The sequence below is a fragment of the Paenibacillus sp. OK060 genome (assembly GCF_900101205.1).
GTDB lineage: Bacteria > Bacillota > Bacilli > Paenibacillales > Paenibacillaceae > Paenibacillus > Paenibacillus marchantiae.
In genome coordinates, this window is sequence record NZ_FNFR01000002.1 from 438,963 (window position 1) to 463,797 (window position 24,835).

At 46.0% G+C, this 24,835-nt stretch carries 20 protein-coding genes; 3 read left to right on the forward strand and 17 right to left on the reverse strand.

Annotation, left to right across the window (positions count from 1 at the left end):
• Positions 1-63 precede the first annotated feature (63 nt).
• From BLS14_RS08250 to BLS14_RS08270, 5 genes are all read right to left on the reverse strand, one after another.
• On the reverse strand, positions 64-1,032 hold the full coding sequence (locus BLS14_RS08250) for a hypothetical protein (RefSeq protein WP_090950982.1): 969 nt from the start codon (positions 1,030-1,032) through the stop codon (positions 64-66).
• The gene (locus BLS14_RS08255) at positions 1,029-1,523 is read right to left on the reverse strand and encodes an RNA polymerase sigma factor (protein ID WP_076289255.1); all 495 of its coding nucleotides are present in this window, start codon (positions 1,521-1,523) and stop codon (positions 1,029-1,031) included. The genes BLS14_RS08250 and BLS14_RS08255 overlap by 4 nt, the downstream gene beginning before the upstream one ends.
• Positions 1,524-1,851: 328 nt before the next feature.
• Complete coding sequence (locus BLS14_RS08260; protein ID WP_090950986.1) at positions 1,852-2,916, reverse strand: Gfo/Idh/MocA family protein; 1,065 nt, start codon at positions 2,914-2,916, stop codon at positions 1,852-1,854.
• A gap of 157 nt (positions 2,917-3,073) precedes the next feature.
• Positions 3,074-3,964: an AraC family transcriptional regulator gene (locus tag BLS14_RS08265; protein WP_063562684.1), complete on the reverse strand. Its 891-nt coding sequence runs from the start codon at positions 3,962-3,964 to the stop codon at positions 3,074-3,076.
• 277 nt (positions 3,965-4,241) lie between these two features.
• Positions 4,242-4,922 carry a TetR/AcrR family transcriptional regulator gene (locus BLS14_RS08270; protein ID WP_090950990.1) on the reverse strand — a complete coding sequence of 227 codons (681 nt, stop codon included), beginning with the start codon at positions 4,920-4,922 and terminating at the stop codon, positions 4,242-4,244.
• A gap of 171 nt (positions 4,923-5,093) precedes the next feature.
• On the opposite strand from BLS14_RS08270, the gene BLS14_RS08275 reads away from it, so the two are divergent.
• Positions 5,094-6,446 (forward strand): MATE family efflux transporter, encoded by a 1,353-nt coding sequence (locus BLS14_RS08275; protein WP_090950993.1) that lies wholly within the window; start codon positions 5,094-5,096, stop codon positions 6,444-6,446.
• A 97-nt stretch (positions 6,447-6,543) separates the two neighbouring features.
• Here BLS14_RS08275 and BLS14_RS08280 read toward each other — a convergent pair whose 3' ends face one another.
• From BLS14_RS08280 to BLS14_RS08310, 7 genes are all read right to left on the reverse strand, one after another.
• Positions 6,544-7,182, reverse strand: a complete 639-nt coding sequence (locus tag BLS14_RS08280; RefSeq protein ID WP_090950996.1) for a sugar O-acetyltransferase — start codon at positions 7,180-7,182, stop codon at positions 6,544-6,546.
• 195 nt (positions 7,183-7,377) lie between these two features.
• On the reverse strand, positions 7,378-7,599 hold the full coding sequence (locus tag BLS14_RS08285; RefSeq protein WP_063562690.1) for a DUF896 domain-containing protein: 222 nt from the start codon (positions 7,597-7,599) through the stop codon (positions 7,378-7,380).
• Between the two features lie 66 nt (positions 7,600-7,665).
• Positions 7,666-8,616, reverse strand: coding sequence for an LLM class oxidoreductase (locus tag BLS14_RS08290; protein ID WP_090951000.1), 951 nt, complete (start codon positions 8,614-8,616; stop codon positions 7,666-7,668).
• A 170-nt stretch (positions 8,617-8,786) separates the two neighbouring features.
• Positions 8,787-10,421, reverse strand: coding sequence for a type 2 periplasmic-binding domain-containing protein (locus tag BLS14_RS08295; protein WP_090806938.1), 1,635 nt, complete (start codon positions 10,419-10,421; stop codon positions 8,787-8,789).
• Positions 10,422-10,497: 76 nt separating this feature from the next.
• On the reverse strand, positions 10,498-11,394 hold the full coding sequence (locus tag BLS14_RS08300) for a carbohydrate ABC transporter permease (RefSeq protein ID WP_090806940.1): 897 nt from the start codon (positions 11,392-11,394) through the stop codon (positions 10,498-10,500).
• Position 11,395: 1 nt separating this feature from the next.
• A complete protein-coding gene (locus BLS14_RS08305; protein WP_062319113.1) occupies positions 11,396-12,289 on the reverse strand; it encodes an ABC transporter permease in 894 nt (297 codons plus the stop codon).
• Positions 12,290-12,399: 110 nt separating this feature from the next.
• On the reverse strand, positions 12,400-14,865 hold the full coding sequence (locus tag BLS14_RS08310; RefSeq protein ID WP_090951003.1) for a beta-mannosidase: 2,466 nt from the start codon (positions 14,863-14,865) through the stop codon (positions 12,400-12,402).
• 127 nt (positions 14,866-14,992) lie between these two features.
• Between BLS14_RS08310 and BLS14_RS08315 the strand changes: the two genes are divergently transcribed.
• Positions 14,993-15,853, forward strand: coding sequence for an AraC family transcriptional regulator (locus BLS14_RS08315; RefSeq protein WP_163760625.1), 861 nt, complete (start codon positions 14,993-14,995; stop codon positions 15,851-15,853).
• A 233-nt stretch (positions 15,854-16,086) separates the two neighbouring features.
• Here the strand turns inward: BLS14_RS08315 and BLS14_RS08320 are convergent, their stop codons facing one another.
• Together BLS14_RS08320 and BLS14_RS08325 are read right to left on the reverse strand one after the other, a co-directional pair.
• Positions 16,087-17,553: a sensor histidine kinase gene (locus tag BLS14_RS08320; RefSeq protein ID WP_079693840.1), complete on the reverse strand. Its 1,467-nt coding sequence runs from the start codon at positions 17,551-17,553 to the stop codon at positions 16,087-16,089.
• A gap of 1 nt (position 17,554) precedes the next feature.
• Positions 17,555-18,271: a response regulator transcription factor gene (locus tag BLS14_RS08325; protein WP_063562698.1), complete on the reverse strand. Its 717-nt coding sequence runs from the start codon at positions 18,269-18,271 to the stop codon at positions 17,555-17,557.
• A 161-nt stretch (positions 18,272-18,432) separates the two neighbouring features.
• Here BLS14_RS08325 and BLS14_RS08330 point away from each other — a divergent pair, with 161 nt between their 5' ends.
• Entirely contained in the window at positions 18,433-19,197 is a 765-nt protein-coding gene (locus BLS14_RS08330) for a hypothetical protein (RefSeq protein ID WP_072733200.1), read from the forward strand.
• A gap of 202 nt (positions 19,198-19,399) precedes the next feature.
• Here the strand turns inward: BLS14_RS08330 and BLS14_RS08335 are convergent, their stop codons facing one another.
• Genes BLS14_RS08335 through BLS14_RS08345 form a run of 3 tightly spaced genes read right to left on the reverse strand, consistent with a single transcriptional unit; the run spans position 19,400 to position 24,810 of the window.
• Positions 19,400-21,916: a glycoside hydrolase family 38 N-terminal domain-containing protein gene (locus BLS14_RS08335; protein WP_090951012.1), complete on the reverse strand. Its 2,517-nt coding sequence runs from the start codon at positions 21,914-21,916 to the stop codon at positions 19,400-19,402.
• Between the two features lie 24 nt (positions 21,917-21,940).
• Positions 21,941-22,909 carry an ROK family protein gene (locus tag BLS14_RS08340; protein WP_090951017.1) on the reverse strand — a complete coding sequence of 323 codons (969 nt, stop codon included), beginning with the start codon at positions 22,907-22,909 and terminating at the stop codon, positions 21,941-21,943.
• A complete protein-coding gene (locus tag BLS14_RS08345; protein ID WP_090806950.1) occupies positions 22,906-24,810 on the reverse strand; it encodes a class I mannose-6-phosphate isomerase in 1,905 nt (634 codons plus the stop codon). Before BLS14_RS08345 ends, BLS14_RS08340 begins: the two co-directional genes overlap by 4 nt.
• Positions 24,811-24,835 lie beyond the last annotated feature (25 nt).

Here is a 24,835-nt window from a genome sequence, read left to right on the forward strand (position 1 = left end):
TTTTTGGATTCAGCATGAAGTCATCTCCCTAATCCTAAATGTTCATCAATCGCTAGCTTCGCCTTACTCGCCCAGGCTGTTCCAGAACGCTTGGAAGGCACCTTTCTCGATTTCGAAGAATACCGGTACATTGCCGTAACGCACCAGACCTTCCCCAAACAGAACTAATTGGACCTGCGTCTTATCTTCGAGCGTCAGGTAGATGATCTTGCGATTTTCCTGCCCGTAAAGGCGCTCCTCCAGTTGAGGGCTTGTTGCTATCGGTTTAGCCGCGTAAAGCGCTGAGATAAAGCTGTTAAGCGATTTGTCCGCTGCGAGCGGCTGCAGTTGCTGCAAGCCGTTGTTCCAGCTGGCGAAGGTCTCCCACTGCGCCGAAGTGACGTTGCCTTCGAGATGAAGCTTGCCGATAAGGTCTTCGCCGCTGCCGATAGTGATGCCGTTGCTCTGGTCAAACAGTTGGGCATATACCTGACCATCGATCTCGGTGTAAGACATGATACGGAAATTCGTGTCGTAGCCGTTGACCGCATAGATGTCCGCTTCTCCAATGTTGGAGGCCAGCTCCGTGTACTCACCCTTGTCGCTCAGCTCATGAATGCCCCCTGTTGTAGTACCGAGCTTCTCGCCTCGCAGGGCAAGCGCATCCGTACCGTCAAGCGATGTAGCAGACTGTGTATAGACGTTGCCCTGATAAACCACCAGTTGAAGCATATCGGCCTTCACGCCGTTCTTTGAATCCGGCAGCTCTGTCTTCGGAATCACCACAGGGTCGAATGATGCGCCCGGAGTGACCTGTGCCACCTGCGTCGCTGGCGCGGCCGGTCCGCTCACTTGCTGCCATATGCTTGGCGCCGCGAGTCCAACACTGGCAGCAATGACGACGCTCGCTGCAATATATAGAGGTTTTCGCTGGCGCTTTTGTTCATGGCGTTGTGTGTTCAAGGTTTGCTCTATCCGTTTTTTCATTTGGTCATTTGTTTTCATATGGTCCACCGCTTTCTTATAATTTCGTTTGAATTGTTCCTCGTTCATTGGGGTTCTTCTCCTTCCAGCTCCAGTTTTAACAGCTGTCTTCCCCGCTTCAATCGCATCTTCACTGCAGACTCGCTGATCTGCAGAATCTCGCCGATTTCCCGGATCGGATAATCTTCGTAATAGTACAAATGAACCACCGATCTATACTTGACGGGCAGTGACAACACGAGTTCGATCAGTGCCTGATCTTCGGGGTCGTCTGTCGTAAGGGGATCTGCTCCCTCCAACTTGACCTCCCGTTTGCGCCAGCCTCTGCCTAATAAGGATTTACAATGATTGGTGATGACCCGGATCAACCATGCTTTCTGATGCTCTGCATCGTTGAATGTAGGGGCTTTTTCCATTAACTTGATGAAGGTATCCTGAGTGGCTTCCTCCGCGTCCTCTCTCCTGCCGAGGTGCACCATGGCAATCCGGAACAGCGTATCCGCGTAAGTCTCATAGACTTTCATCATATGATCTCCCCGTTGGGGCATTGATCGCTGCATGGTTGTTCTGCCCTCCTTTATATCTCTAACACTCTCAAGGACGGCATTTGGTCACATTTTGTTGTAAATTTAATATTTAGATATTTTTCAAACGAGTGACCAGACCAACCTCTTGCTCTCAAGGATGGATATGGATTTGTAAAATAAAATAATAAAAAGCCGCTAAAATAGCGACTTTGAAGATTAAAATCCAATTGGGATTCATCATATAGCGAGCCTTTTGGCCACAATTAAACTTACGGAAATTTAGACAGACAAAAAGCCGTCATTATGACGGCTTACACGATTTAACGCATCTATGGTAGTTACAGCAATAACAGAAAGCGTGTTAAATACTTCTATGGATTACACTTTTGGTCACTGCTGCCTCAAAAATGGTCTCAATCAGTACAAGTACTCTGTGAACTTCATCATTCTTAATTGCAATTTCAGATTTCCCTTCGAGTACAGAGACGAAATTTTCATAGAAGCTTTGCTCCTCCAAATCCGGCTTTTCAATCGCAAACTTTAGTGTGGACTGTTCGGACGGCGGTGCCATCGTTTTGGTCAATCCCTGCCCCGCTTTGATAGGTTTCGGCTCTATATGAGCAACATCCGGATTTCGAGTGATAATCTCTCCACTTAAATCCCAGTCCCTAATCACTGCTGTACCTTCCGTTCCTTTGAGATACCATCTCGGTAACTTCACATAATTGGTCGTTCCCACTTCAATAAGTGCCGTAAGGCCATCTTTAAATGTTATATAACTCGTAAAGCCATCATCCACTTCGGTTCCCAAAATATAACTTAAATTAGCCGCTACACTTTCGATTTGGCTATCTGTAATCCGTAGCAGTTGGTCCAGCAAATGCACGCCCCAATCCAGCAGCATACCTCCACCGTAATCCTTCAGCTGGCGCCAGTCGCCAGGAATGCCATTGGCTCCTTGAACCCGAGATTCCAAATGGAACAGCTCGCCCAATGTCTTTTTATCGATGATGTCCTTGGCAGTCCGGAAATCTTCATCCCAGCGACGATTTTGATGAACCGTGAATACACGTTTCTCCTCGTTCGCTACCTTGACAATATCATTAAAATCCTTGCTGGTTATTGTAACCGGTTTTTCGCAAATTACATGTTTACCAGCCTGCAGAGCTTGAATTGCTATATCTTTGTGAACATCATTAGGTGTAGCAATCAAAACGATATCCACCAGCTCATCTGTCAGAACAGCATCCAGACTTGCGTATGTTTTATAGCCGGCTTCCTTTCCCAATTCCATCCGATATTCAACAGTATCGTATACCCCGATTACGGAAATCTGTGATACAGGCTCAATTAACTGGCAATGATAGCTGCCCATCCCCCCAAAGCCAACAATTGCTATATTATAAATTCGGTTATTCATCTTCATCGTCCTTTCCCTTTTTGAATATGCCTACATGTTAGATTTCTCACAGCAAACTTTATGTAAAAAAGATGAGTGGCTGCGACCTTGATTTATGCAAGATGTATAGCACCTCAACTTGTTTAATACCCTTATCATACAAGTCTCATAAAAGACTATCTTCCTATTTTCTTGCTGTTTTATTCCCGGATATTGTCATGCGATACTTTAAAGGCGATGTCCCCGTCGCTTCCTTGAAGAAGTGATGAAACGTCTTAACGCTATTAAATCCGGCCTGCTCTGCTATTTCGGTAATCGAATAATTTTCATTGAGCAAAATCCATTTCGCTTTATTAAGTCGATATTCGTTTAGAAAAGTTACGAAGGTCATTCCTGTATTTTTCTTAAAAAACTTAGTGAAATAATAAGGACTGAACCCTATATAATCGGCAACGTCTTTTAGTATAATTGATTCCTGGTAATGGCTTTCTACATATTCAAAAATTCGTTCCAGCTTTAAAAGCATTTCTTTGGTCGGAGTCAGGATATTTTCCGAGATTTGGGGTCGATGTTTCTCACTCCCCCTTGGTACTTCTCTTAGAATAAAAGTCAACATTTCATAAAGTTTGGCCTTGATCATATATGCATAGCCCTCTTTGCGCTCGTAATCTTCTGTGCTTATGTTTTGAAGAAGAGGAAGAAGCTTGGTTGCCGTTTCATGAGGCCAGTTTCTGCTGGATTGCTCTATTTGAGTAAAAATGTCACGAAGCGACCGATCATCGTAAATTAGTGTGGATACGTCTTGGAACAGGCTCAGATCAAATTGAATAACAATTCGCTCACTATCAGGGGATGACAAAAAAAAGTGGACGTCACCGCCATTAATGAATTGGACTTCCCCCTGCTTCAGACGGATTACCTTGTCATTCAACCCCAAATCCAGACTTCCCTGGGTAACATAAATAATTTCAATTTCCTTATGCCAGTGAGGATAACAGAGCACATCTCCTTTATGAATAAAGCTTCGAAATGGGAGTCTTTTGTCGAGTTCCGGGATTTCTAGATATAAACTCATGTACGCTAGCAGTCCTCCTTATATGTGTTGCATTCAATAATATATCTTGTAATCGTTTTCATAAAAACTTCCTGTGCAAATTCCTTCTGTTCATTCTCTGTAGATCCTAATAATAATTCAAAAGGATATGTTTATAAATGTTTTTCTCATAAGAATTGTTGCTGAGTAGCCCTGCGTCATCAAGTCGATTTTGAAGGTAACGGTGCAATATAAGATTAACAATAAGCCTTATCAAAAACCGCACATCCGATATCCTGATGTACGGTTTTTTTGCATTCTAATTTTCTTGTTCCTTTATCACCTGCTCAATTCCCGACAAAATCAGCTTCAAGCCGAACTCAAACGCTCCGTCGCTCCCCATCATCTCAAACAACCCGCCCTTGTGCATTCGCCTGAACAGTCCTGCTTCCGTCTCGCTCATGGAGTCCAGTAGCTGGATCATCTCCCCGCCCGGAAGCTCTCCCTGGTTCTTAATCATTACGGAGACCGTGCGCTGGTGCTCATAATTATCCAGAACAAAGAAGAAAACATAGTTCACAAGCGTAAGAACGGCTTGCAATTTCTGCTCTTGCTCAAGTGGCGTAGATTCCATACAGAGCAGCATACGGTTGGTGAAGCGAATCATGTCCGGCTCATGGGGCAGCGTCTGCATCATAAGCTGCGTGGAGCAGGGATACCGGCGGAGTACACTCCGTATCGATATCGCAAGGCCCTCCATTTGCACCTTCCAGTTCCCGTCGGATTGGAATTCATTCAGGATCATTTTCGATATCTGGTTGGCCAGATGCTGGTAGAGATGCTGCTTGCTCTTAAAGTACCAGTACAGAGAAGGAGCCTGAATACCCAGCCGATCGGCCAATCGCCTCATACTGAATTTCTCAATGCCTTCATCCCCAAGAAGCTCCCAAGAAGCTTCCAAAATCTTATCCTCCGAAATCTGAGGCTGTTGTTTTTTCATCCATATCCGCCCTTTTATCTAACAGTGTAAGATTATGCTTTACAGGTCCATAAGTTCATGATAACATCTAACACTGTAAGGCACAAACTAACACTGTTAGATTGAAAATTGGAATATCGTTCGAATTTCAAATCATTTCAAAAAATAAATGAAGAAAGTAGTGACTCACACATGGATGCAGAAAACCTCCATTATTTTGAAAAAGCACCGATCGCAAAAGCCGTAGCTCACTTCGCTGTACCGATGATGTTAGGTACGTCGATGAGTGTCATCTACTCTATCCTGAACGCCTATTTCCTTGGTACATTAGGCAATACTGCCATGTTAACCGCACTCGCCCTAACCTTGCCATTATTCGCATTAATTATGGCGCTCGGCAACTTGATTGGTATGGGTAGCGGTACATTCATCTCCCGTTTGTTAGGAGAAAAAAGATATGATGACCTAAAACATGTTTCCTCATTCGCCTTTTACAGCAGTTTAGTTCTTGGTCTTATCGTAATAGCCATCGGCCTCCCGCTGATCGATCCAATCGTTCATAGCTTGGGAGCAACGGCTGAATCCTTCGGATTTACAAAAGACTATGTCACGATTATGCTTATCGGTTCACCATTCGTCATATTGTTCTTCACGCTCGAGAACATCGTGCGCTCGGAGGGTGCAGCAATCACTTCCATGATCGGTATGATTCTTAGCGTGGTTGTAAATATTATTCTTGATGCGATTGTCATCTTCATCTTCCATTGGGGTGTAATCGGCGTTGCTTCTGCAACGGTCATTTCTAACTTGGTTGCCAGTGTTTTTTACGCATACCATATGGGATATAAAAGCCAATTCTTGACTATCTCCGTAAAATGGTTCAAGGCTTCCAAGGAAATTATGAGTAATGTGTTCAAAATCGGAGTTCCCGTCTTTATCATGAGTATCTTCTTGGGTGCAATGTCGCTCATTTTGAACCATTTTCTTGTCGAATATGGAGATCAGGCCATAGCTGGGTACGGAATTTCATCACGTTTGTTGCAATTTCCTGAGTTTATTCTGATGGGCTTATGCGAGGGAGTTGTGCCGTTGATTGCTTTCTCTTTTACAGCAAATAAATTACGCATGAAGCATACCATTGGATTTACGATCAAAACGATTGTTGCGTTAGCTGTTGTGTTCGGCGTTGTCGTCTATTTGATTTCCGACCACTTAATTGGTTTATTTACGAATGACCCGCAATTAATTGAAATGGGTAGCTACATTCTACATGTGACGTTCCTATCCTTGTTCATAACAGGAATGACCTCGTTGTTTGTGGGGATCTTCCAAGCAACAGCGCAAGGAACCGCCGCGTTTGTTATGTCAGTCATTCAAGGAATTACTTTGATTCCTGTACTCTATATCGCCAACCGATTGAATGGCTTCCATGGGGTGGTATGGTCACTCGTCATTGCGGATCTCGTCGCGTTCCTTGTTGGAGCTATCATGCTGTATATTCTGCGCAACAAATTGCAGCCAGATTTAGAGAATCTAGTGCACTAGAAAACAGTTAATAAGCTTTCCACCTAATCAACGAAATACTAATCAAAATAAGAAAACCGTTCCTCTTGTCTAGGAACGGTTTTCTTTTTTATGTGTTTTATTCAATTACGCTGCAATCAGCCAGAACTTCCGGTTTATAACGCATGCTGTCCGATTCTGTGATGGGACGAATGACTCTGCAGGGTACACCCGCTGCAAAAGAGCCTTCAGGGATATCTTGGGTTACTACACTTCCAGCACCAATGACGCATCCGTTGCCAATGGTAACACCGCCGCATACGGTGACGTTAGCCGAAATCCAAACATCATTTCCGATGGTGACAGGTTTAGCATAACAGAGCGACTTAGGTTCCCCGTTTTGGTCCAGCATTTGTCGACGTTCTGAAGCAATGAATGGGTGAACCGGTGTAACAATAGTCACATTAGGTCCAAAGCTGACGTGATCACCAATGGTAACCTTAGCATCATCCTGGACGGTCAGATTGTAGTTCGCAAAAAAATGGTTACCGATTTCTGTGTGAACGCCATAATGAAAGAAAATGGGGCCTTGTATAAAACAACGCTCTCCTTTTCGACCCAGAATCTGCATGAGTAATGCTTCACGTTCCTCCGTTTGATCCTCAAAAGTACGACTGTATTGACTACTTAGATTGTGAGAGCGAAGCTTAATAGCCTTAAGGTCTGGATGGCCGGGACTAAATAAGATCCCATTAAAAATTCGTTCTTCTTCAGTCATGTTATCAACTCCTGTTATAAATACTTCGATACATGAATCAACCTAACACTTTGTACAATACCTTTATAATGAATATTTATAAAGTGTATAAAAAGCATCCTACGAAATCAACTACAAAACAAGTGTATTTATCCACACCATTTCTGTCAATGAATACTCGGAGGCTTTTCGTTCTTCCCAAAAAGTTTATTTTCCCTACAAACTGATTCCCTTTTCATTTCGTACTTTGTCCGGTGTTACATCATTTCCATCTGCATCAAGTATGGTAAGCACTGAAAAAGTGTTTAGAACTTGCCCACGAATTTCCCGTAAATAGTCTTCTCGTAATACTTGTTGTTCAACTCGTTCCGCATTGGTCAAACCTTCTTCACGCTCTTTTTTCGCCAATTCATTAATGCGACCTAAATGTTTAATCATCCTTTTCCTCTCCTTCTTTACAATTAATCTTACTGGTAGTCTAGCACCGAAATGCATACATTGCACCTATTTATTAGATAACGCCGGGAAATATGGAACCACTTCCTCCCCTAATTCTTGAATCACCTCGTCAACCGGACGTGTTCCATATTTCAAGTTGAATGCAAGATGATTCACACCGATTCCTTTTAAAGCATTGAGGTATTCAATTAAAAATTTATATCCGCTCCTAAACCCTAAGTGAATAGGAGTTGGATCTTCATCTGGATTTTCTGATAAATCGATATATAAAGACTGATTAAAAGGCTTAAATTCATCCGTTAATGTACGCCATTGTTGAATAAGTGATGCTTGATCAATGATATTTCGTGGGTAATACAGCCAGCCATCACTGTGTTTTGCTATCCATTCCGGTGTCTGTGAAGAATAGCCTGTTACTAAAATAGGAATATCCTTTAATTCCGGTTTGGGTAACAAATCGCCACCCTGAAGGTTAAGGCTTGGTGAATGAATTACCGGGAATTCCTCATTCCAGACTTCTCTCATGACATGCAAAGATTCTTGAAATAATTCACCACGTTTTTCTCGGTCCACTGAAAACGCTGAAAACTCACTAGGTCGATCCCCTGTAGCAATGCCCAGCACAAGTCGTTTTCCGGAAATTCGATCAACAGAAGCTGCTGCTTTTGCTACATGCAACGGATGGCGTAGTGTGGTGATCATACTTCCGGTACCCAATGAAATCTTTTTCGTATGAGCTGCTAAGAATCCAAGAAAAACCCATGGATCATATATTTGTCCCACATCCCCAAAGCTTGGAACATTTAAAGGAACATCTCTAACGAATAAGGAAGCAAAGCGCGCTTCTTCTGCCTTTTTCGCCAATTGCATTTGTTGCTCTAACTGCATCTCTGGGATACTACCCTTATAAGACTCTATTGGAAAATATATCCCGAGCGTAAGTTGGTCTTCTTTAAACATGTTTGTATAGCCCAGATGTGATTCAAATTTATTCATTTCCTGACCTCCGCATAAATATCCAATATTCATTTGCAAAGGCAATGATAAACCATATAACCTTCAGAAAATAGTACGCACAATTTTGTTCTATAGGATAAAATTTGTGATATTGTATACTTTTTTATACCAAACGGGAACTGTCACGTTCGACAGTCCCCGTCTCCTATTTACTGCTTGCCTTGAAGCTCCTCATGCCATTCCTGTTTGAGTTCACTCCAATGTGCTCGTTTTTCCAGTGCAGCCTGGAAATCACTCCAAGCCTGTTCAAATTGTGAGTCATCCTTAGCCATAATCAGCTTGGCTTTATACTCTTTTCGCACATTATCAAGTTCAGGTAAATATTTCTCCCATAAGCCACCGGGTTTGGCCTTCACCATATCGTAGTTTTCAGCAACCCGGGTCCCACCCATTTTGCCAATCTTTTCGGTGAATTCGATCGTTTTGAATCTTCCTTTCGGATCAGTAACCCCATAATTCCACCATGGGTACCAGTCATTACTATAGGAAGATGCCGCATAAAGCTCTGGCGTCGTGCTTGCCTTCTTCGCTTGATCTCCAGAGTCATGCAACGCTTTATATTTCTCGTCCGTGTACACCCATTTTCCTAATGGTTTATCCACCCAATCCCAGAACACTCCTGGCGGACCTTCGTTCACAACCTGCTGCTGTTCGGGCTTGGACTGTAGTGTGTAATCGAAGAAAGCAAGAATGGAATCGAGATTTTTAGTATTTTTATTGATAAATACGTCATTGGCAGGATAAGGATTGATAATCTGATTAGCGCCAATCTCACTCACGCCATCCACTTTCGGATAGGGAATGACATCATAGTACCATGCCGGATCGGTTGGTCCATCGAGAACCTCCCATAACTGGGCGTCCATATTAAAGAACCCACCTGCATTCATGGCTACACGTCCAGATTTGTTTTTCTCTTTGTAACGCTCCTTCTTGTCTGTAATCGCTTCGTGATCCAGAAGCCCTTCCCTGAACATGTGGTTCATCCATTGGTAAGCCGCTTTATAATGTGGATTGTCATAGATAAACTGAAAGTCATTACCTTGCTTCTCTACTGGAATGACGCCACCCGCTGTGCTGACCGTAACGCCAAATGTACTTAGGATGACATTTTCATCGCTTGCGTCAGAGAGAAAACTAAGGGGAATCAACGGTTTCCCGTTTTCATCTTTCTGTTTAGCCGACAATCTCAAATACTTCTCTATACCGTCCAACGATTTCAGATCATCCATCGTCATGCCGGTTTTCTCCAGTACATCTGTACGGACAAACCAGCCGTAGGAAGCCCAACCGGGCCAAGGATCATCGGGATTTTGATCAAACCATGTCGGAATGGAATAGATATGTCCGTCCGAAGCTTTCATCTGATCCAGATAGATTTTCGGAATGGAGGCCAATCCAGGATATTTATCCGGCATATCGAAGTATTGCTCCAGCGGAAGAACGCTGCCCGAACGCGTCATCGCAGTGGTCACGACATCACTACGTGAGAACAGAGCTGCATCATCAAAACCACCAGTATTCAATTTCAGGTTCAGCTCTGTCATTACATCGCCCTGCGTAGCCTCCAGCCGAACGTCTATGCCCGGCTCCTTTTCTTTCCAATACATTTGGACCATACTTTGGTTATTAATTGTTGCATTCCATCCCAGCCATAGCTTAAAGGAATTTGCAGAACTGCTGCCACTCTCCGTACTACTGCTTGAGCATGCCGTTATCCCAAACATCAGTAGAGCCAAGGATAATAGCGCCAGCTTTCTTCCCTTTTGTTGACGTAAACTCATCACATGCGTCCCCCTTGGTTATTTTGAAATTGTATAGGATTAGAAAACCCATTCTGTTGCTTCATTTTTCATTGGGTTATCCTTTTACTGAGCCGATAAGCACACCTTTTACAAAATACTTTTGCAGGAATGGGTACACACACAAGATCGGAAGCGCGCTTACCATGACTGTCGCCATTTTGATGGACATGAGTGTAACGTTAGAGAGCATGGTGCCCCGGGCAAGCGCTTCCTGATTATTGTTGGATCCGAGGACAGTCGAGATATCCTGGGCAGACAGCAGTTGTTGCAAAAACGTTTGAACCGGAATCAGATTCTGATCTGAAACATAAAATGCGCCAGAAAACCAGTCGTTCCAGTGCCCCACTGCAGTAAAAAGGCCAATCGCTGCAAGCATGGGTTTCGAAAGCGGCATAATAATAATGAAGAGAATGCGGACAGGATTGGCGCCATCAATCTCAGCCGATTCGATCAGTGCTTCCGGAATCCCCTGGATGAATTTCATCATCACAAACATATTCCACGCCGAGAATGCGGACGGAATGATATACACCCAGAATGAGTTTAATAATGACAAGTGATTAAGCTGGATATACAAAGGGATTAATCCGCCACTAAACAGCATCGTAATCAGCACGTATCCCAGGAGGGATTTCCTGAAAGGAAGCTGCCGATAGGACAAGCCATAAGCCGCCAGTAGTGTGATGAGTAAGCCGACAAAAGTGCCTACGATCGTTCGGGATATCGTAATTAAGTAAGCATGTTGAATAACCGAATTCCCAAGCACAACCTCATAATTGTACAAAGTAAACTCCCTAGGCCACAGATAGACACCGCCTTTTGCCGCATCGCTGCCAACGTTTAAGGAAACGGCAAGCATATACGTGAATGGATAGATTACCGAGATACAGAGAAGTGCCAATAGAAACACAATAATTGTCTGACCCACCCGTTCCCTCATAGAAGTTCTCATATTACCAAAGCCCCTCTCCGTTGAACTTTCGCGCCATCTGATTGGTGCATAGTACCAACACCAGACTGATGACCGAAGAAAGGAGACCCACTGCAGTGGCCATTCCAAAATAACCTTGCTGCAAGCCATTGCGTAAAATATATGTGTCTAGCACGTCCGCGACTGGCTGATTGGCCGGATTCATCAGAGGATAGATTTGATCCATGCCTACTGCAATCAGTCCAGGCATACTGAGAATCAACACGATGGAGATGGTCGGCATTATACCCGGCAGGGTAATGTTGCGAATTTGTGCGAGCCGTCCTGCTCCTTCCACCCTAGCTGCTTCATAGAGCTGCGGGTCAATCGTTGTAATTGCCGCCAGATACAAGATCGTATTCCAGCCTACCTCCTTCCATAGACCACTCACTACGATCATGGGCCGGAACCACTCCGTGGATCCCAAGAAAAAGACTGAATCTCCCCCGAGCTTCTCTATCAACTGATTGACCAATCCGCCGTCCAACGTCAGCAGGGATTGCAGAATGTAAGCCACCACGATCCACGAAAAGAAATGCGGAAGATAACTTACGGATTGGACAAACCGCTTGTATTTGTTGTTTTTCACCTCATTGATGAGCAATGCCAAAATAATAGGAGCTGGAAATCCGAACACAAACTTGAGAATTGCGATGTAAATTGTATTCTTCACCACAATCCAGAACTGTTCATCTTGCAAGAATGAGAAGTTTTCCAAACCAACCCATTCACTACTCCACATCGTGCTGCCGATGTGAAAATCCTTGAATGCCACCTGGATGCCCACCATCGGAATGTAGCTGAAGAGAAGCAGCAGGATCGCACCAGGTAGTATCATTACATATTGCCAACGGTATTTTGCCAGTCGTTCAATCATTTAACCACCTCTGACATCAGTATAGAGATCATTTGAAAGCGGTAACATACAACAACGATCGGATTTCTATCGATTGGATTGGCAATATCAGAAAAAAGCGAAGGAACAACTTACAAATCAAATACGCTGCGTACGATTAGCTGTGATTGCAGTTCTTCAAGGGATGCCGGTTTGTTGAGATCATCTTTCTTCAGAGAAATGGTCTTTCTTCCACCTGCTGACAAGTCAAAATAATTGTTACTGAAAATACCGTCTAATTCACTGAAATCAAGCTCCACAAACCGTGCAAAAGCTTTCGAATCAACCGTAATAACAAAACGATCCTCTTCTTCTGTCATCGTGGTCTCAATTGCAGGATCAATAAAACCAAAATGCTTTGGCTTCACAAATAACACTGTACCTTCGCTGACAACTTCACCATCCACCACAAAGGAAAACTGTAAATACGTATTCCGTTTTTTTGTAGTTGTATCGAGCATCTCAGTGAAATCAAGCTGTTCGAATAATGAGGTTGATAACGCTTTCAACTCAATCACTTTTGAAGAAGCTACGATTTCATTGGATTGCGAATCCATGAGACTCCATTTCAATTCTCCTTTTACAGCATTCCTACTCTCATTCGATACGTGAAGTTCTACCTTCGAACCATCTTCCCGAGCCGATACAAGAACAGGCGCGAAAAAGCGTTTGGCTGCATAATGCAGTGCTTTCCAGCGACCAAAGTAATCGATACTGGACCAGGAAGCAACAGGCCAGCAATCATTCAACTGCCAGTACAGTGCTCCCATACAGCGTCCACGATGTCTGCGCCAGTGCTCAACCCCACATGAGATTCCTTCAGCCTGAATGAGCTGTGAAGCGTATAACAGGGAACTGAAATCTTTTGGCAAGCGATACGTCTCCCCGATGTAATACAGAATTTTCTCATTTCCCGTACCATTCTTCTGATGAGATTCCATGACCGGTGAGAAGATATTGCGGTCTTCCGGCAACGTAAACGTTTCTATGGTCTTGTGATTCGGGAAGGATTGCAATCCGAATTCGGACATGTAGCGCGGGAACAATGTGCGGAATTCGGTAAAAGGTTTCTTGCCATGCCACACATCCCAGTAATGCATGTCTCCGTAATTTTCATCGTTCGGATTGTCAAAGCTGCCTTTGGATGAAGGTGAAGCTAACCAGTAGAACGTGTTTGGATCATATTCCTTCGCAATAGCCGGAAGTAATACCTCATATTGCTTAATATAGTCTGCTTGTAACTGTAAGGATGTTTTCTTCGCCCAGTCCCATTCAACCCAAGCCATCTCCTGCTCATTGTTTCCACACCAGATTCCTAATGAGGCATGATGACGCAAGCGTTTCATGTTATCGATGGTCTCTTTAGTAATCGATTGCTTAAATTCCTCAGTCAGTTCATATACCCCGCAGGCATACATCAAGTCCTGCCATACAATCAAGCCGTATTCGTCGCACAAATCATAGAAGTAATTCTCCGGATAATGTCCCCCACCCCAGACACGAATTGTATTGAAATGGGCTTGCGCACAGCTCTTGATCAATCGTTCTGTCCGATCTGGGTTACAGCGCGGCAAGATGTTATCTTCCGGAATATAGTCAGCACCCATCGAGAAAAAGGATACACCGTTCACTTCAAATTCGAAGGACTCACCCCATTGATCCTGCTCTTGCTTCACAGTTAATGTTCTCAGTCCAATGCGCTTAGCATCACGATCCAGCTCCACGCCTTGTTCCATAAGCGCAACGCTTAGCTGATACAATGGCTGTTTGCCCAGACCATTCGGCCACCATAACTCGGGATGGTCCACTTCAATCCAGATATGATGATTCGCATCATTCACGACGGACGTGCATCCTTTCAATGTCTCCCCGGAAGGAGTATCTAATGTGACCGTGATCTCTTGCTCTTCTTCTACCCAACCTGATGCCTTTACCCGTACATCTAAGGTTACCTTGCCTTCGCTATGCATTTGTGTAACGTAGACATCTTCCAAACGGGCATGATCATAGGCTTGAATGGAGATATTTCGCCAGATCCCCAAATCAGGTAATTGTGGACCCCAATCCCAACCGAACATGGAGTGTGCTTTACGCAAATGGGAGATTCCTTCCACTGCATCACTGCAGTTAATCAACGGGCGCTCGGCTTGTTTACGCAGTACATACTCCACCGGGGAACGAAGAATAATGTGTATGGTATTTTCACCTTGTTTGATAAAGGAGATAATATCGATTTCATAAGTACTGTGCATATTACTTACATTCGCGATATTTTTTCCATTCAGAAACAATTCACCAATTGTATCCAACCCTTCACATAACAGGATGATCCGGTCATGCTTGAGATCCGCTGCGCTTACTTCAAAAGAGTGTTTGTATTCATAATCATAATTACACAATTCAAGTGCCGCCTGCTCTTGCTCGCGGTAGTAAGGGTCTTCCATTTGTCCAGCTTGAAGCAAATCATTAAAGACCGAACCTGGAACCGTAGCCAGAAGCCATTCGGCATGATCCACTCTCTTCATTTGCCACCTGCCATTGAGATCGATAAGCAACATTTGTGATACCTCCTGATGTCTTTGTAATCTATTTCATTCTATCAAGAGGTCTCCATACTTTCTTATGTTGTGTTCACGGAATTCGTGTGCTATTTTGACATTAACAATAACTGGAGAGGTTCGAGCCATGATCAAATACACAGCGTCTACTCACATCCATCCCGACCTGCTCGTAGATCCGTTCTGGGTCGATTCCTTATCGAAAGTATCACCCGAGCATACCCATGACTTTTACGAGTTCTTCATTCTAAGTGAAGGGCAGTGCCAACATATCGTCAATGGAACAACCCAGCATTTAAGGCCGGGCTGCCTTGTCTTTATTCGACCGCATGATATTCACCGTTATGAACCGGAAGGCACTCAGGACTGCCGTTTTCTGAATAGCCCGTGTCGTTCCGCAGTAATAGAAGAAGCTTTAGCCTACTTGAATGAACAGAAGTATGCGCAAGGACTCTTGCAGGCTCCCGTTCCCCAGATTGCCATGTTATCTCAGTTAGAAATGACAGAGATGGTTCGAAGCTTTGAACGGATTATGATGCTCTCCACAGTGGATAAGAAGAAGGCTCGCGTATACGCAAAAGGGCTGATTATTCAGATTTTTACGCAGCACTTCTTTGAGTTGGAAACCATTGAACAACCCATTCTCCCGCTATGGCTTGAGCATGCGATCTCCAAAATGCAGCTGAAGGAAAACATGATTCGTGGTCTTCATGCGCTCTATGAATTGTCAGGTCGAAGCGTTGGTCATGTGAACCGTGCCTTTCGTCAATATCTGAATCAGACACCAACAGAGTATATTAATCAGCTTCGGCTGAATGTAGCCAAAAACTTGCTGCTCACGACTGAGCTTCGCGTGCTTGAGATTGCACTGGAAGCGGGATTTGAGAACGTCAGCCACTTCTACCATCAGTTCAAAAAATACTATAATCAAGCTCCGCTAGATTTCCGTAAAAACGCGACAATGAATAAGGAATCGCTGCTGCCATAAGGATTCAAAGCATCCATGTAGTGGTATCTACGGCATCCCATCCCATCACATCCGTACTCAAAACTCAAAAAAAGCTCTCCCTATATGGCAGGGAGAGCAGAGTACACACAAAGCAACTTATGCGAAGTATTTATATTGGCGATTGGCGACACGAACCCCTTCGAGCATTTGATCTATTTCTCTCACTTCGAGGTTTGGTGCAGCTAGAAGGATATTGTTGCCGTCCTTTCCTTTCAGACACGCTGGGCCGCAGGGAAGCCAAACGAGATTACAGCTCCTCCCTCCTTACGGTTGGTGGCCTGAATCAGCCCGCCGCAGCGTTCCACAATGGCCCGGGCAATCGCCAGACCCAGTCCGGAATCACCATCTTTTCCTTTGACAAAACGGTGGAATAAGGTGGGCAGCAGCTCCTGCGGAAAGCCGGGACCGTCATCCGAGACGGATAGCGCGATCTTCCCTTTTTCCAAGTTCGCAGTGATGTGAATTTCTTCTTTGGCGTATCTTGCAGCATTCGTCACGACGTTGAGCAGTGCCTGCAGCAGTTTATCCTGATCAGCCATGATGAACAGCTCTTTATTCTCCGGACAAGCGATATGGAGTGTAAGTCCTTTCTTTACAAGCAGCGGATTGACACGTTCGGATGTTTCCGTCAACAATTCATTTAGACTGACCTTGGAAGGTTTGAAGATATCCTCTTCACTATCCAGCTTCGCAAGCAGCGTCATTTCGGTCACAATCTTGCCTAATCTACCGCTCTCCCCCAGGATCACGTCCAGTCCTTTACGAACGTTCTCCCCTTCAAAAATTCCATCTCGAATGCCCTCCGCATAGCCTGCAATGGACATCAGAGGGGTCTTCAGCTCATGAGAAGCATTCTGGAAAAACTGCTTCTGCACCTCATTGAACCTGTTCAGTTCGCCAGCCATCTCGTATACCGTCTGTGCCACAGCTCCAATCTCACCGCCAGCCTTGACCAGCTGCACATCCGTGAAATGACGTTGTTTGACCTTCTTAAGTTCCTGCTTCAGATTCATCAATGGCTGAATCAGCCTTTTCGTAATAAACAAACTGAGCAGGAACATAATGGCTCCAACGATACAGATCACCAGGATGAGACGACCCAGAAGCGCCTGTTCGATTGCTTTAATCTTGCTCATGGGCGTCAACAGAGTCAGGGTTCCTTGGGGGATGGGACTGACATCCATCACATAACGCCCATCCGTTCCCTTCCACAGGTCCTTGATGCTGGATGAAGTGACCGCTGTGTATTTCGACAAGTTTGCTGGTACAGCTTCAGTCAATGTGTTACTGCTCGCTATTCCGGTTGTACCACTCACAGACAAAGTCCCTGACAGTACATTTCCGTTAAAATCAGTGACAAAGGCTTCAACATCCGCAGGAATGAGTGTTGAAGGAGCACTCGTAACTTCTCCCGTTACCAACTGGACGGACTGCATACCCGTAATATTCGAATTAGGCGGCATCGTGACCGCAGCTCCAGTGGAAAGTACAGGACTCATTGTGAGATCCCCCGTTTTCGTTATAGAAGCGGACATCGCCGCACTTAACGTCTTGAGATCATTCTTCTCTGTCCCAATGAAATGATCCAGCAGCACATAATGAAGTAAAACGGCCGTGACGGAGAGGATCAGAACCAGTGACAATCCGAACGCAAGGTTAATTTGATGAACAAGTTTCATATTAAACTTCACTCCGATCTGTACGCATACGATACCCGTGTCCCCACACCGACTCGACGGGAAGTTCCTCAATTTTTTTGCGAATCCGCTTAATTAAATGATCCACGGCACGGTCACTGCCAAAATAATCTTCTCCCCAGACAAAACTGAGCAGCTCGTCCCTCGTAAACGCACGATTCGGATGTTCAGCCAGTACCTTGAGCATGGTGAACTCTTTGCTGGTCAGGTCCACTTCTTCCCCTCTCCATATGGCCCGCCTCTCTTCCAACATTAATTGAAGATCACCGGTATCGATTCTTGGCGTCGCAGCTTCGCTTACAACAGCTCTTTCTTCGGCACCGGTAAGTCTAATCCAACGTTCCAGCTGCCGCTTGATGCGGGCTACCAGCTCACGGGGGCTGAAAGGCTTCACTAGATAATCGTCACTGCCTAGCTCAAGGCCAAGTATTTTGTCCACCTCATTATCCTTCGCCGAGATCATAATAATGGGTACCTCTCCTTCACTACGGATGCGTTTGCACAATTCATAACCATCCATTCCGGGCAGCATAATATCCATCACCCACATGCTCGGCGGACTTATTCTATATAAAGACCAGGCATCCTCGGCATTAGCAAGGCCTATCGTTCGATAGTTCTCTTTGTGCAAATAAGCTTGAATCAGTGTGCGTATATTCTCGTCATCATCTACAACCGCGATGAGGTAATCGTTATTCATGAACGGGGCCTCCTGTACTTTTCTCTATAGTGAGTATACCAAAGGTATATATATGGGAAGAGCTTTGCCATTGTTTTTCCACAATTACACCAATATTGTGCCACACTCCTTCGGTAAATTGATAACTGTAAGACAAACCAAACCATAAGGAGTGTTACGAAATGAACTACAGTTTTAAATTCAGAAATGTTGCCCTGTCCGCCCTGCTGCTCACTGCGATCTCCGCACCGATTGTCGCGAATGCCGACAGCGCCGCTAACGCAAATGCTGTTACAAATGGAACTGCTACCTTGAAAGAAGCTAAATCCGCCATTGCGACCTTTACATTGGCTAATCCGGTGGAGCAGGCCAAAAAGTACGCGCCAGAAACAGTAAGCGAATGGGAAAAAACGCTAGCCCGTTACAATAAACTGCTTTCACAAAACTATACATCCCAAGTAATGGCCACTTTGGTTGCTGTTGACGTAGACTCTGACGAATGGAAGAAAGTTTCCGAGAACGCCAAACCAGGTGAGATCAAAGAAATGCAGGCCTTAAAGGTTGAGGAAGGCAAACTTACCCCAGTTGAGAGTGTAAAAGCCGAAAAATTACCTAATTCCGAAAATAAGAACACCTTGTCTTTCTCCATTACCACAAGCAGTTCGGATCTGAAAGGATTAGTTGAGAATGCAGAATCTGGAGTGGCAATTGCCGTCAGCCCTCTGAATCTTGACGAAAAATCAACCGGAACAACAAGCGCGGTTATAGCAAATGCTGAAAGTCTTCAATTTAGCGGTACTACAGCTGCCAGTGCATTCTTCTTAGCACAAAGTAATTTGAATAATGCTGTAACAGCTAAGGACGAAGCGGCAATCAAGACTTCCCTTGCCGACCTTCTGAAGCAATACAAAGCGCAAATCACTGAGCTAGAGGCAGCTCAAGAGTAGGTTTAAATACATTTCAGCTTTAACTACATCATTAAGCAAAAACGCCAAATCTTACACGAACTAAAAGACCGAACGCCAACAACCAGCAAGCCTCCACATGGAAGCCTGCTGGTTGTTGTTTTGTTGGCTATAAGCTATATCTGCTACGTGTTATCTAATGCCTGCCCTGATCTTAAATGAGTCAGGGCTTTTGCTCTTCGGTTTATTTTTCGTTAACCCGGGTAACTACAAATGGCTCGTTCAACGCCTGCAGAGCTGCGGCCATATCTTCAGCTGAAAGTCTGCTGCCAGCCGAAATATGATATTGAAACTCATAGAAGCCGCCCAATGTCGCTTTGAAATTCGTTTCCCAATAATTTGTCATCAGCCAGGCATAGGCTTCCGGTTGAGCGTCAGGTGCTTGCTGGGTGTGGACCTTTCTGGTCCCGTAATCCAGCGTTCCCCATTGTACGAGAGGTGTGTCCGGGACAGCAAGCAGCAGACTGCGGTCATGATCCTGCCAGGCAATGCCCGACTGTACAGCGGAATAATCCAGGCAAGTTCCCGGAATCTGATCCTTCCAGGGGCGAACGAGGCCTCCTGGCTTGTCGGCAAACAGGGAAACCGGCCCAGTGCCTCCCGGGTTGAACGGTAGGGCCAGATAAACGTTCTCCGGATTCCAGATGCTCTCTTTATGGAACCGCGCCGAAATATCCATCCGGTTTTGACGGGTATAGATCCGCAAGTGTAGTGAAAAATAGGCGATACCCTTGAGCTGATAACCAAGCTCAAAGGTAGCATACAGCGGTCCATTATCCACCGCTCGCACGGAGATAAGCTGACCAACCGAACGCTCCACGTTCAAGCCTTTACGGTTGCGTCCCATTTTGGAACGGACGCTCCATACCTGAGATGCATCCGCAGGGTTCGCCGGATGGGTCACCTCATAGATGGGTGTAAATGCCCCATACAGATCATCCGCTTTCAGCAGTTCGCGTCCTGTCTCCTTATCGATCCACGACACAATGCCGCGCTCTTTCGACCAAGTCAAGCGTACAAAAGGGGACTCCAGCCCAGTTTGGCAAACGGAGATCGGCGCTTGCTGTCCGCCTATCGTTAAGGAATACATATCCTCCATATCGTACACCTGGTCAGCGCCGATCAGCTTCGAATTGGAGGTTGACGTTAAGGAAGAAAGACTCTTCTGCGCTGCCAGTAGTGGGCGCAGAATCAGTATGCAGCTCTCCATGCCTTGGAGTTTGAGCTCCGCAATAATCGTCTGCGGGTGGCTTGACTGCTGGATCAGCACCTGTCCAGTGTCCTCCCGGATTACTTCTACTCCGTTCAATAGCTCATCCGGTTCCCATCCTTCAAGCTTCAACTGAACCAACTCGGTTACCTCCCGCTCCGAGAGATTCGTTACCTTGAAGCGATAAGGACGCCCCGGGTACAAGGTGGCGGCATTATCGGCAAGCAGTACCTGATCTAGCGCGCGGTAAGCAAGCTTGCTTGCCTCTGCAGCGTGAGCTGTCTTGCGAACCTCAAGCATCTGCACATTTTTATGCCACGGTTCATAAACAGAGGAGTGATACCCCCAAGTGTGTTCGGCATAAAGAGTAAGCGCCTGCTCTACAGCCTCGATTTCCTGGAGACTAACACTTTTCTGTTCAGGGTCGAGCTTTTCCACCTTGCGAAGTGTCCGCTGTGCGTCACGGTAAATCTGAGTGTGCATCGGTGTGGAGCTTACACCGTCCGACCACCAGTCAGGCCAATCCCCTTTATGCACAGGCAGATCGTCCGTGCCTTCCTCCTTCAAGCGGGCAAAAAAGCCACTCAACGTACTCATCTCCACGGAGATTCCCTCGCCGTTTTGACGGTTCCATGCATCGATCCATTCCATGATTGCGCTATTGGGCGATCCGTTGTCTGTGGGCAATCCGGACAGCATCATCGGCACGAAATCATATGGATACTGTTCCGCCTCAAGCTGGGCCAAGTACCGGTGGATGCGAATATTGGCGATTTGATTATGAATGTTCGCTGGTTCCACAAGTCTGTGGCCGAATTCATCACGAATCATATATTTGCCAAGCGCACCAGGACAGAAACCAAGCTCGTTGCCAAGCATGTAGTGGTCTCCATTCCAGACCAGCAGGCGTTCCCCACTTGGAGCTTCCCACCAGAAAGGGGACTGCTTGCGGCCCAGCGCATACATGCCGTGATGAGTATGTATACAGCTCAATAAATGTCCGATTCCGTTATTTAGCAGGCTATCGGCATATCCCCAGCTGTAGCCATTGATATCCGCCGTCATCGCACTGTCTATTGGGTGACCGATAGATTTGGCATATGTCTGAGCTTTGCTGTGTATTTTGTTCAACAACTGTAGGTCGGGCAGCTCGGTCATATTCAAATACGTGCCGGAGAGCTCGATATCGCCGCGCCGCACGGCATCAGCAAATGCAACTTTTTCCTCGTCTCGAGCCTGCTTCAGGAATTTCTCCACAGCCCAGAAGGTCTCACAGGTCCAACGGAACCCTTTCCACTCGGGGTTTACACCGTTATGGGCATCATTAACAATACGCAGCGCCTGACGGATAAAATCGATATGATATTGTTCAATCTTCTCCTGCCGGTCAGTATAACCAATGTCAGTATGGGAATGGTGAATGACATATATTTTCCATTTCCGTTTAAGCGTCGGGATGGCGGCCTGTTTGATTTGTTGTTCGAGTGTCATCTTTTTTTCTCCTTTATTGGTGGATTAGGTACCTTTTACGAGTTGGAAAATCCCGTGGAACACATGCTCTTGCATTTGTTTCTCATTATGCTGAGAAATCTTCTCGGGCAAGAGCGCTTCCGAAAGCGCGCCGCCAAATAGATCATGGGTTTCGGCAATTTGTCCCCCCAGGATCAGACGAGCGGGGCGAAACTCTGCCACGTACGGACGCAACATTTCCCCAAGCCGCTGGCCGTAAAGCTGCCATACACGGATGGCGGAGGAATTCCCCTGTCTGGCCGCTATGGCCAGATGGTACACGTCCTCTCCCTGCCTTCGAGCATCATGGCTATCTGCCAAGGCCAAAATCCCTCGGCTTCCGAACAGATCATCCACGGTTCCTCCGTTGTATTGCTCGGCATACAACATGCCAGAGTCGGGAATTCCCCATTTCCCGCTGACAATGGACTGGTTCTCAACAAAAGCGGAGCCGAGGCCCGTTCCCAATGTAAGGCAAAGCAATCTGTCCTGTGGAAAAAGCCTGCTGACCCCCAGAGCGAACAGGGCAGCATCATTGCCAAAACGAATATCTGCGGCGGCAAGCTGGGTCATCCATGTAGCAGCAGTGGGCTCCGCTGCAAGCGCCGTTAATTCACACCGCAGCAGTGTTTTTAGATTGAATTCATAAAGCTGCTCGTATTTATTCAATCCCTGGATACGGGAAACGCCTGTGTCGTATTCAAAAGGTCCGGGGAAAGCAAAACCGATGTGAAAATTGGCAAAAGTGCCCCGGGTCCCTTTATCGGTACTTAGCCTCTCCATGTAGGCGACGTATGCAGCGGCAAGCTCCTGGATCACGCCAGCCAGATTGGAGGAGATTTCATACGCGCTACTGTCGGAGTGCGATGACCTTTTGACATAAAGTTGTGGCAGAAGATTCCCGTCACTCAGTACGACGGCACCCTTCAAAAAGGTCCCCCCGGCATCAATGGCAATCGTGACGTCAGGGTTCATAAGCGCTCACCAGATTTCCAGTGATGCGGGAGCAAAGGCATGTTCCAGTCTGGCGAAACCTGTGCCCGGATCAGAGTGCACGATCGGTCACCCAGAGACTCCAGACGGAAACCTCCGACGGAGGCAGGAACGATATACGCTTCCGCGTACCCCCACTCCACAGCCGCTGCCTCATCATCCAGCGGAGTCAGCCGCACACGATCGCCTTCTACGAGGTTGAACATAACAAACTCTCCAGCCGTGTCGTCGATCCACTCTCCGTCCAGTTTTAATCTTTTGATCTGAAAAAGCAGATCCTCCCGTTCGCCCAGTAGCTCTTCCTTGCTGTCTCCCTGTACCCGGCTTTCCTTTGGAACCGCTATCAACTGCTTCTGAACGTATTCCGTGTCAAACTGTTCCTGCATGTTGGCTCTGGCATGATCGCCGTTGATCGGACGCGGCCGCCCGTCTCTGTCTAGCCGCAAATGGTCGTATATTTTGAAGGTAAACCACCAGGTTGTCGAAGAGATCTCCAGCACCAGATTGTTTTTGCCCGAAAAATGTACGGCTCCCGGCGGGATCAGAAACAGGTCACCCTTATTCGCATCCCAAATATTCACATATTCTGGGATCTTCAGCGGTTGTCCCAAGGTGTGGGCCGATTCAACCGCCTGAAGCAGCTCCTCCCCGGTTGTACCCTCTGTGAAACCCAGTCCCACAAAAGGTTTGGTGCCTTCCTTCTGTTCCATAATGTAATAGGATTCCTGCTGCGTCATCGTTTCGTTGAAGGTCTGCTCGATGTAAGCCTGCTGGGGGTGGACCTGCAAAGACAGATGATCCCCGTCGATCGTATCGAGATAATCAAACCGGATCGGAAAATAGTCGCCAAACAGTTGCACATTGCGCTCGCCCATAATTGCTTCTGGATGAGCAGACAGTAATAGCGGGAAAGGAAGCTCCACTATAAAATCCCGATAACCGATTAATATCGTGTTTTCCGGTGCGATAGGTTCAAACCCCCATGCGCAGTTATTCCAATCCTTAGGTAGGTCGCATAGTTCTTTTAAATACTGTCCGCCCCAAATCCCCGGTGCAAAAAACGGCTTTACTCGAAAAGGCTGCTGGGCTGTTGAAGCCAAAAGTCGGCGCAGCATAGGAACGGTGACCAAAATGGGTCGTTCCCGGTTGTTCGTATCCACGTAGTAGTCAAAGTCATACAAGTGGCGTTTGCGATATTCCTCCCAGACGGGCCACTCCAGAAACAAGGCCTGTTTATAGGTTTCGACCGTATCCAGGCAAGGACCTAACCCCAGAGACCCCATCCCCTGCTGATGCAGTTTCTGCTGTGCTTCTCTCGATAAGTCGCAAAATAGAGAAACGTTCGTTAAACCTGATGCTGTAGAAAGGAAACCAGAGCCAGGCCCAAAGGTCACAACGATGGGGGCTAACTGATCTACGTTCGGCGACTGGGCCTCTGCATGTTCAGGGGAATGATAAAGCCGAAGTTGATCATCTACATCACTGAGCCAGACCGACTGTGCATATGGCCGGAAATAATCCTTAACGCTGACGTCCGAGGCTACAACGCCAAAAGCACGGTTATCCGTCAGATAAGGGTGAAACTGCTGAAGCAAATCTGCAGAAGACTTTAAATAATCAGCGCTGTCAATCTCAATTAAAACCCTGCTCTCTAGGTGGCAGCGCGACCGAAGTATTTCCAGACATTCGCTGAATGCGGCACCATGCGTACCGTCAATGACCATATAAAAAGGAAGCAAATCATTCTGTACACATTCGGGCCAAATTAGATCAAGCCATTCTTCATACGCATTCCAGATCCCCGGTTCTGCCTCTTGGTCGGGCTGAAGCTGAATGAAATTAATTGGGTTGGTTTGAAAAGCCAAAGGGGCTATTCGGGGCATGTTTAAAACCTCCAACTCTATATCG

What these genes read in the sequence shown, in the direction of transcription:
- BLS14_RS08340 (WP_090951017.1), bottom strand. Translation starts at nt 22,909, where the DNA reads ATGAACCCTGACGTCACGATTGCCATTGATGCCGGGGGGACCTTTTTG.
- BLS14_RS08305 (WP_062319113.1), bottom strand. Translation starts at nt 12,289, where the DNA reads ATGATTGAACGACTGGCAAAATACCGTTGGCAATATGTAATGATACTA.
- BLS14_RS08280 (WP_090950996.1), bottom strand. Translation starts at nt 7,182, where the DNA reads ATGACTGAAGAAGAACGAATTTTTAATGGGATCTTATTTAGTCCCGGC.
- BLS14_RS08335 (WP_090951012.1), bottom strand. Translation starts at nt 21,916, where the DNA reads ATGACACTCGAACAACAAATCAAACAGGCCGCCATCCCGACGCTTAAA.
- BLS14_RS08315 (WP_163760625.1), top strand. Translation starts at nt 14,993, where the DNA reads ATGATCAAATACACAGCGTCTACTCACATCCATCCCGACCTGCTCGTA.
- BLS14_RS08320 (WP_079693840.1), bottom strand. Translation starts at nt 17,553, where the DNA reads ATGAAACTTGTTCATCAAATTAACCTTGCGTTCGGATTGTCACTGGTT.
- BLS14_RS08290 (WP_090951000.1), bottom strand. Translation starts at nt 8,616, where the DNA reads ATGAATAAATTTGAATCACATCTGGGCTATACAAACATGTTTAAAGAA.
- BLS14_RS08330 (WP_072733200.1), top strand. Translation starts at nt 18,433, where the DNA reads ATGAACTACAGTTTTAAATTCAGAAATGTTGCCCTGTCCGCCCTGCTG.
- BLS14_RS08285 (WP_063562690.1), bottom strand. Translation starts at nt 7,599, where the DNA reads ATGATTAAACATTTAGGTCGCATTAATGAATTGGCGAAAAAAGAGCGT.
- BLS14_RS08270 (WP_090950990.1), bottom strand. Translation starts at nt 4,922, where the DNA reads ATGAAAAAACAACAGCCTCAGATTTCGGAGGATAAGATTTTGGAAGCT.
- BLS14_RS08295 (WP_090806938.1), bottom strand. Translation starts at nt 10,421, where the DNA reads ATGAGTTTACGTCAACAAAAGGGAAGAAAGCTGGCGCTATTATCCTTG.
- BLS14_RS08300 (WP_090806940.1), bottom strand. Translation starts at nt 11,394, where the DNA reads ATGAGAACTTCTATGAGGGAACGGGTGGGTCAGACAATTATTGTGTTT.
- BLS14_RS08260 (WP_090950986.1), bottom strand. Translation starts at nt 2,916, where the DNA reads ATGAAGATGAATAACCGAATTTATAATATAGCAATTGTTGGCTTTGGG.
- BLS14_RS08275 (WP_090950993.1), top strand. Translation starts at nt 5,094, where the DNA reads ATGGATGCAGAAAACCTCCATTATTTTGAAAAAGCACCGATCGCAAAA.
- BLS14_RS08265 (WP_063562684.1), bottom strand. Translation starts at nt 3,964, where the DNA reads ATGAGTTTATATCTAGAAATCCCGGAACTCGACAAAAGACTCCCATTT.
- BLS14_RS08255 (WP_076289255.1), bottom strand. Translation starts at nt 1,523, where the DNA reads ATGCAGCGATCAATGCCCCAACGGGGAGATCATATGATGAAAGTCTAT.
- BLS14_RS08325 (WP_063562698.1), bottom strand. Translation starts at nt 18,271, where the DNA reads ATGAATAACGATTACCTCATCGCGGTTGTAGATGATGACGAGAATATA.
- BLS14_RS08345 (WP_090806950.1), bottom strand. Translation starts at nt 24,810, where the DNA reads ATGCCCCGAATAGCCCCTTTGGCTTTTCAAACCAACCCAATTAATTTC.
- BLS14_RS08310 (WP_090951003.1), bottom strand. Translation starts at nt 14,865, where the DNA reads ATGTTGCTTATCGATCTCAATGGCAGGTGGCAAATGAAGAGAGTGGAT.
- BLS14_RS08250 (WP_090950982.1), bottom strand. Translation starts at nt 1,032, where the DNA reads ATGAACGAGGAACAATTCAAACGAAATTATAAGAAAGCGGTGGACCAT.